Here is a 6,682-nt window from a genome sequence, read left to right on the forward strand (position 1 = left end):
TTAGATAGAGGAGATAAACATGTCGAGACCTAGAAAAATACGAATCTTGCTTGCTTCTGTACTTGCCTTAGTTGTTGGTATCAATCTTTATTCCCACCAAGAACGCTTCCAATTAAAGACCTCCTTTGAAGAAAAGGACACTACAGCTGTCTTACAACATTTAACGGCGTCAGGAAAATATGCGTCTGACATGCGAAAAGCAGGCTATATTGTTCCTCCCGACGGTGTCATTCGCTTGGATGGAGGAATTGACTCCATAGGGATAAAAGGAGACATCGATTTGAAAATGTCGAATCCTAGAAGGGATGAAGTCTCGGTTTTATTTGAAACAATGGTAAATGAGGAAAAAATAGATGCCTACTATATTTTAGATCATCATTTAACCCTAAAACGTAGTTACTATTCTCATATTAGGAATCAGAAAAAAGAAAGTGTGAACATCTCTCCAGCCGAAGAAGAACGCCTGTTAAAGATTGTTCGAAAAGAGTTGAAAGCTTTTCTAGATAAGATGTATCAGACTTTGTATGGTTGAGCTTACTAGTAAGAAATGAACGCGAGACCTTGTTTAGAATGTCAACGATGATAAGAAAAGGGGAGAAGAATGTTTACAGAATTGCTCTTTATTGTCTCTTTACTGTTACTTTTACGTTTGTTTAAAAGTAGGCGCTCACGAATGATTATAGGAGTCTTGTATAGTTTGCTGCTAGTCTGGTTTGTCTTTTCCGTTTTGAACTATGGCAAATACACTCTTCAACCAGGTCAATCCGTCAACTTAAGAGTAAATCCCAGAACACAAGATTTGGAATACTATTCAATCTTCATCTTGAAGAAAAACGATTCAAGTAAAATTAAATTAACTGGCTCAAGTGTTTGGAGTGAAAGAAACGGCGATGTTTACTATGAAGTAGAGGGACAAAAAATTATAAAAAGCCATGGTTTGGATGAGGAGGATGAAGAACTTCCAAACACCCAACCAGATATTTATTTAGTAAAAGATGGAGTTGTTGTGAGTTACCAAGGTGAAAAAGTCTTTGATGCCACCAATAACAAGCCCTACACGATAACCATTACCAACGTAGACAACCAACCAGCCCAATTTGAAGCTCAGGTGGTGGATAAATAAGCCAGTCTAGTAGTGTGCAACCTTTTCAATTTTGTTTCAATTCAATAAAAAACATATTATTTTAAGTAAGCAAACAAGCCCTGAAAACAGAGCTTTTCCTGTTAAGAATTTCTTTTAACGAAAATTGGGAAGCGTGTTTAGAATCCGATCTACAAAAAAAGAGGACATTTACGGTCCTCTTTTTGACTACTATAGATGAAAAGGTCAGCTAACTTTGAGCCTTATTTTTCGTCTTTGTGAAGCATGTTTTTAACACCTTCAATAGCGCCTTCGACAGCATCTTTAGCATCTTCAGCAACTTCTTTTACTTTAGAAACAACTTTTTCAGCTGTTCCTTCTTTTTCCATTTTTTCATCGCCGATCATTTTGCCGACACCTTCTTTAATGGAACCTTTTGCTTGGTTTAATTTTTCTTCTGTTGACATGATTCTGCCTCCTTTAAATTAATTGATTTTGACAAGATGAATTAGTGTACGCGAGCATTTTCCTTTGTTTCGCCCTTAACGGCTTCAACACCTTCGCCTACTTTTTCTTGAACAGCAGCAACACCTGAACCGATACCAGATTTCACTTTTTCAAATTGTTCTGAAGCAAATTCTCCTGTTGAAGAAGCCACGTCAGTTACTCGGTCTTGAAGGCTAACTGAATCTGCTTCATGCTGTTCCTTCGTTTTGATATCAACAACATTCACATTGACTTCAACAACTTCTAGATCAGTCATTTTTGTAACTTGTGATACGACAACATCTTTGATTTCTTTGTATAAAGCAGGGACATTCTTTTGGTACTCAACAACAATGTTCAAGTCAACTGCAACTTGCTCTTTCCCAACTTCAACATTGACACCATGAGTGACATTATCTGTATTGATGATTTTTTCTGTTAGATTAGAGAAGAATCCTCCATCCACATCCAAAAGTCCAGGTACTTTTTCAAGTGAAAGACCAATGATTTTTTGGATTACTTTGTTTTCATAAGTGAGTTCCCCTTTAACATCTTGAGAAACAACAGCAACATCTTTTTTTTCTACATTTTTATCTACGTTTGACATACGAGACTCCTTTATTTATTTAAATATTTTTCCTTAACATAGTATCCTGCAAATGCTCCTAAGGCTCCACAAATTAGTACAAATAGTGTTTTGAAAAAGCCAAAGGATAAGATAAAGCAAGCGAGAATGACACCTACTAAACCTGCAATAATTGGATACTGATATTTTTTAAACCATTCCATTTTTACTTCCTTACTTTACACGACTAACAGTCTTTTTGGTCGTTTTTCGAGGTTCAACTTCTTTAACTTTAACTTCAAGTTTTACCTCACGTTCAATACCAAAGAACTGCTTTAATCCATGAGTTATTTCATTCTGAATGACTAGACATCGATTTGAGATGTTGTCTGAAGGAAGAATTTTCCCTTCTACAGTAACGAAACATTTATTTTTGCGGCTATTAACATGGACCGTTGGTTCTTTCATCAACTGATGATCAATGACCAAACATCGAACAAAGCCTTCGATAGCTGAATTTTTTAGTTTTAATGTATCTTCTTGAGTTTCTAATTGAATCTCTAGATATTGTTTAGGATAAAAGAGTATCACTAACATTGAAATTAAAACTAAAACAGATAGGACAAGTGTCCCCCAAAAGACATATCTAGCAATCAGGAATTCAGCGTAGAGTTCTCTCCAACTGAATAAGTGGATTCCTAAATCACTGACCTGATGATAATCTATGAGAATAGGAAGGAAAATAGTCAAGATTAAGATACAGAAAATAAGTAACAATATTTTCTTTGATTTTGACATATTAAATCCTTTCAATTGAAAAGCTTTAAACCATAATTTTACCCGTCTACAGAATTCAAAATTATGGCTTATCACTTTTAATTTCTTATTAGGTAATGCTTATTTTTTACCAAATAGAAATGAAACGACTGCAACAACAATCACTGCACCAACGATTGACGGAATAATAGCCATTCCAGCCAATGAAGGTCCCCAGCTTCCTAGAAGTGATTGCCCTACAGACGAACCGATAAGACCTGCAAAGATATTTGCAATCAATCCCATTGAACCACCTTTTTTAGTGATTGCACCTGCGATGAGACCAATAAGACCTCCTACAATAATGGACCACAACATAGTGTATCCTCCTTTTCTATTTCTAAATCAAAGAATCAATTTCTTTGATTACACTAATTATATAGTATTTCAACTTGGAAACATAATAGTTCGTCTTAAAAACCGTACTGTAAACATGTACTTTAGATACAAATAAATAAGAAAATCTTGATATTACTGAGTTTCTAAGGGATTAGACTAGTCTTTTTATGACAAGCAAAAGTCGTTGTAAGAGGATAAATGCACTCCATGTGGTATAATTGCATGAAGATTGAAAGACAATCCTTTAGTTTATTATAAAGAGAGAAAAGTTATCCATGAGAGATTTATTATCGAAAAAAAGTCACAGACAATTAGAATTATTAGAATTACTATTTGAAAACAAACGCTGGTTTCATATCTCGGAACTAGCAGAATTATTGCACTGTGCAGAACGTTCTGTAAAAGATGACTTGTCCCAGGTCAGGTCTTCCTTTCCTGACTTGATATTTCATTCCTCAACAAACGGCATCCGTATCATTAATACCGATGATAGTGATATTGAGATGGTCTATCATCATTTTTTTAAGCATTCAACCCACTTTTCAATTTTAGAATTTATCTTCTTTAATGAAGGATGTGATACTGATAGTATTTGCAAAGAGTTTTATATCAGTTCTTCCTCTCTTTACCGTATCATCCGTCACATTAATAAAATTATTAAGAAGCAATATCGTTTTGAAATTAGCCTCAATCCAGTTCAAATCACTGGAAATGAAATCGATATCCGTTACTTTTTTGCCCAGTATTTTTCAGAGAAATATTATTTCCTCGAATGGCCCTTTGAAGATTTTTCTGTAGAACCTTTGTGTAAACTGTTGGCACTGATCTATAAAGAAACTGCATTTCCTGTCAATTTCGCCACTCAACGAATGTTAAAGTTACTCCTCGTAACAAATTTATACCGAATAAAGTTTGGTCATTTTATGGAAGTTGAGAAAAATTCTTTTAACAATCAATTGTTAGAGTCTTTCATGCAGGCAGAAGGCATCGAAGAGATTGTAGCGAGCTTTGATTCTGAATATCGTATCTCTCTGAATAAAGAAGTGATAGGTCAACTATTTGTATCCTATTTTCAAAAAATGTTTTTCATAGATGAAGAAGTATTTCTGAACCATGCAAAAACAGACAGCTATGTAAAAAAATCGTATCAGTTATTGGGAGAACTAGTAGATCAGGTATCAAGAGACTATAATCTCCAAGTAGACAATAGAGACAATCTGATTTGGCATCTGCATAATACAGCACATCTGCATCGCCAGGAATTATCGACAGAGTTTATCCTATTTGATCAAAAAGGTAATACAATCAAGAACTTTCAAAATATTTTCCCTCGCTTTGTTTCAGAGGTGAAGGAAGGAATGGAACATTATCTAAAGACTTTGGAAATGGATGATAGTTCAATGAAGGTCAATCATTTGTCTTATACTTTTATCACTCATAGCAAACACTTGGTGCTAAATATTTTACAAAATCAACCTAAATTAAAGGTTTTGGTCATGAGTAATTTTGATCAGTATCATGCAAAATCAGTAGCTGAGACACTTTCTTACTATTGCAGTAACAATTTTGAACTGGAAGTTTGGAGTGAATTAGAGTTATCCCTTGATGCTCTAAAAGAATCACCTTACGACATCATTATTTCAAATTTTATTATTCCACCTATTGAAAATAAGAGACTGATCTATTCCAATAATGTCAATACAGTCGCTCTCATCTCTTTGCTTAACGCAATGATGTTTATTCGATTAGACGAGTAACTAAGAATAACAAAAAACGCTAGATAGCGTTTTTTGTTTTATAAGGAAAGAATTTTATCTATACTAAACTCAGAATATCCTAACAATCCTGTCATTTTTTAGTTCAGAACAACAAAAAGCCTTGGTTCCCAAAGCTTTTTTATGTTATAAACTCATTAAAAGAACCCCCAGTTAGATTTGGAATATTTTTTATTCTGTGTCATATAAAAATAAATAAAATGAATGGCTATAGCTAGAGCTAAAATGGTTGTTATACTCACTACTATTATAGGATTAGAAGCAAAGATTAAAGAGAGAATCAAGGCAGCCAGATAGAGTGTCGCTTGGACACAGTAGTAACTTTTCGAATAGCGAAGATAGTGTTTGTTATAGGGCCCATTTACTAGGACAGCAGCTTGAAAGAGGCCAAATCCGATATAAGAGAAGCTGGTTGCAAAGAGACGATTAGCTTCAGGATTCAGAAGAAAACTCATCGATACAGTCATCATCATAAGCCCAATGAAAATAGGATAGTGACTGTAAATTAGAAATAGCCCCTTTTGATTAGATTTTTCATCAATAGCATGGTCGAATTGACCAAAATAAAACAAGAACAGAGAAAGCATAATAATGAAATAAAGAACCGAATAAATCGAGAAATTCTCGATTGTAAAGAAGTTAGCTAGCTCCATAATCATCTCTCCAAACGTAATAATGACAAGAAGGGAGATGCGCTCGATTAAATGGGGGAGATTTACCTGGTAATGCTTATCTTTACTAAGCAAGATAATTGGCATAATAAATGTTAGCAGAATACTAGCAAATAAGACAGAGACTCCAACGTAAATAGGAAGAAGAGCTGCTAGATAGACTCCTAAACTTCCTAGACCTGTTATCCATAGAAAACCTTTGATACTTTCCCGTTCAACATTATCGGTTGATTTTCTAAAAAATTCAACCAAATATTGTAAAAATAAGGTAAAGGTTAATGTACCAACAGCCCAACAAAGATAATGAAAATATTGTTGCCAATCAGGTCCCATCATATTGGCTATAAAGAGTAAAAGTCCCATTTTGATAAACATGATTACCATGTTAAATAAAGAGTTCTTTCCATAGCGATTGGTATAAACGGTTTGAATCATCCATGAATCAGTGAGAACCAAAACAGCCATGAAAAAATCAAGGAAAGAATTCCAAGTCAAAATACCGTTATGAAGATGCTCAATTAAAGTAGTTACTTTTGAAATTGCAAAAACAAAAACTAAGTCATAAAAAAGTTCTGAAAATTCTACACGTTTATGTTTAATAAGAGTTGTCATCTTAAGACCTTTCTATTTTAGAAGTACAATTTATTATAACAGAAAATGATAATGAAAGAGAAGGATATGCTTAAATAATTTCATGTGGCGCGAATGAACTGCGCCACAAAAGTTAGGTTTTTTCTGTCTAACTTTTGGGGTGCAGTTCAGAAGGGTGTTCATAAAATTATACCGTTGATATCCATTAGTTGACCAAAAGTAGAACAGATACACAAAAAAGCCTTGTAAATCAAGGCTTTTTCCTGTTGTATTTAGATGCCCCCTACAGGGATTTGGAAAGGACTTTCATATTGAGAGCAATTAAAAATATTGAAATATAAGTGATTTTAGGTATTTT

General features: G+C 34.1%; 9 protein-coding genes. 3 read left to right on the top strand and 6 right to left on the bottom strand.

All coding sequences use genetic code 11. From position 1 onward, the window contains the following. Positions 1-19: 19 nt before the first annotated feature. Complete coding sequence (locus GMD3S_RS0207190; RefSeq protein ID WP_000089606.1) at positions 20-532, top strand: hypothetical protein; 513 nt, start codon at positions 20-22, stop codon at positions 530-532. A 69-nt stretch (positions 533-601) separates the two neighbouring features. Then, positions 602-1,123 carry a hypothetical protein gene (locus GMD3S_RS0207195; RefSeq protein ID WP_000493731.1) on the top strand — a complete coding sequence of 174 codons (522 nt, stop codon included), beginning with the start codon at positions 602-604 and terminating at the stop codon, positions 1,121-1,123. 221 nt (positions 1,124-1,344) lie between these two features. Here GMD3S_RS0207195 and GMD3S_RS0207200 read toward each other — a convergent pair whose 3' ends face one another. The 5 genes from GMD3S_RS0207200 to GMD3S_RS0207220 form a co-directional block, all read right to left on the bottom strand. Further along, positions 1,345-1,548 (bottom strand): CsbD family protein, encoded by a 204-nt coding sequence (locus GMD3S_RS0207200; RefSeq protein ID WP_000102421.1) that lies wholly within the window; start codon positions 1,546-1,548, stop codon positions 1,345-1,347. Between the two features lie 41 nt (positions 1,549-1,589). After that, positions 1,590-2,174, bottom strand: a complete 585-nt coding sequence (locus GMD3S_RS0207205; RefSeq protein ID WP_000072935.1) for an Asp23/Gls24 family envelope stress response protein — start codon at positions 2,172-2,174, stop codon at positions 1,590-1,592. Positions 2,175-2,185: 11 nt separating this feature from the next. After that, positions 2,186-2,356 carry a DUF2273 domain-containing protein gene (locus GMD3S_RS0207210; protein WP_000454669.1) on the bottom strand — a complete coding sequence of 57 codons (171 nt, stop codon included), beginning with the start codon at positions 2,354-2,356 and terminating at the stop codon, positions 2,186-2,188. Positions 2,357-2,366: 10 nt separating this feature from the next. Beyond that, positions 2,367-2,930, bottom strand: coding sequence for an alkaline shock response membrane anchor protein AmaP (gene amaP, locus GMD3S_RS0207215; RefSeq protein WP_000045619.1), 564 nt, complete (start codon positions 2,928-2,930; stop codon positions 2,367-2,369). Positions 2,931-3,029: 99 nt separating this feature from the next. Beyond that, positions 3,030-3,266, bottom strand: a complete 237-nt coding sequence (locus GMD3S_RS0207220; protein ID WP_000964741.1) for a GlsB/YeaQ/YmgE family stress response membrane protein — start codon at positions 3,264-3,266, stop codon at positions 3,030-3,032. Positions 3,267-3,562: 296 nt separating this feature from the next. Between GMD3S_RS0207220 and GMD3S_RS0207225 the strand changes: the two genes are divergently transcribed. After that, positions 3,563-5,044, top strand: a complete 1,482-nt coding sequence (locus GMD3S_RS0207225) for a M protein trans-acting positive regulator PRD domain-containing protein (protein ID WP_001205294.1) — start codon at positions 3,563-3,565, stop codon at positions 5,042-5,044. A 155-nt stretch (positions 5,045-5,199) separates the two neighbouring features. Here the strand turns inward: GMD3S_RS0207225 and GMD3S_RS0207230 are convergent, their stop codons facing one another. Then, positions 5,200-6,345: a low temperature requirement protein A gene (locus GMD3S_RS0207230; protein WP_000209257.1), complete on the bottom strand. Its 1,146-nt coding sequence runs from the start codon at positions 6,343-6,345 to the stop codon at positions 5,200-5,202. Between the last annotated feature and the right edge of the window lie 337 nt (positions 6,346-6,682).

It is taken from the genome of Streptococcus sp. GMD3S, from assembly GCF_000298695.2.
Classification (GTDB): domain Bacteria; phylum Bacillota; class Bacilli; order Lactobacillales; family Streptococcaceae; genus Streptococcus.

Coding starts and splice junctions, on each gene's coding strand:
- GMD3S_RS0207210 (WP_000454669.1), bottom strand. CDS start 2,356: ATGGAATGGTTTAAAAAATATCAGTATCCAATTATTGCAGGTTTAGTA.
- GMD3S_RS0207195 (WP_000493731.1), top strand. CDS start 602: ATGTTTACAGAATTGCTCTTTATTGTCTCTTTACTGTTACTTTTACGT.
- GMD3S_RS0207225 (WP_001205294.1), top strand. CDS start 3,563: ATGAGAGATTTATTATCGAAAAAAAGTCACAGACAATTAGAATTATTA.
- GMD3S_RS0207190 (WP_000089606.1), top strand. CDS start 20: ATGTCGAGACCTAGAAAAATACGAATCTTGCTTGCTTCTGTACTTGCC.
- GMD3S_RS0207220 (WP_000964741.1), bottom strand. CDS start 3,266: ATGTTGTGGTCCATTATTGTAGGAGGTCTTATTGGTCTCATCGCAGGT.
- amaP (WP_000045619.1), bottom strand. CDS start 2,930: ATGTCAAAATCAAAGAAAATATTGTTACTTATTTTCTGTATCTTAATC.
- GMD3S_RS0207230 (WP_000209257.1), bottom strand. CDS start 6,345: ATGACAACTCTTATTAAACATAAACGTGTAGAATTTTCAGAACTTTTT.
- GMD3S_RS0207200 (WP_000102421.1), bottom strand. CDS start 1,548: ATGTCAACAGAAGAAAAATTAAACCAAGCAAAAGGTTCCATTAAAGAA.
- GMD3S_RS0207205 (WP_000072935.1), bottom strand. CDS start 2,174: ATGTCAAACGTAGATAAAAATGTAGAAAAAAAAGATGTTGCTGTTGTT.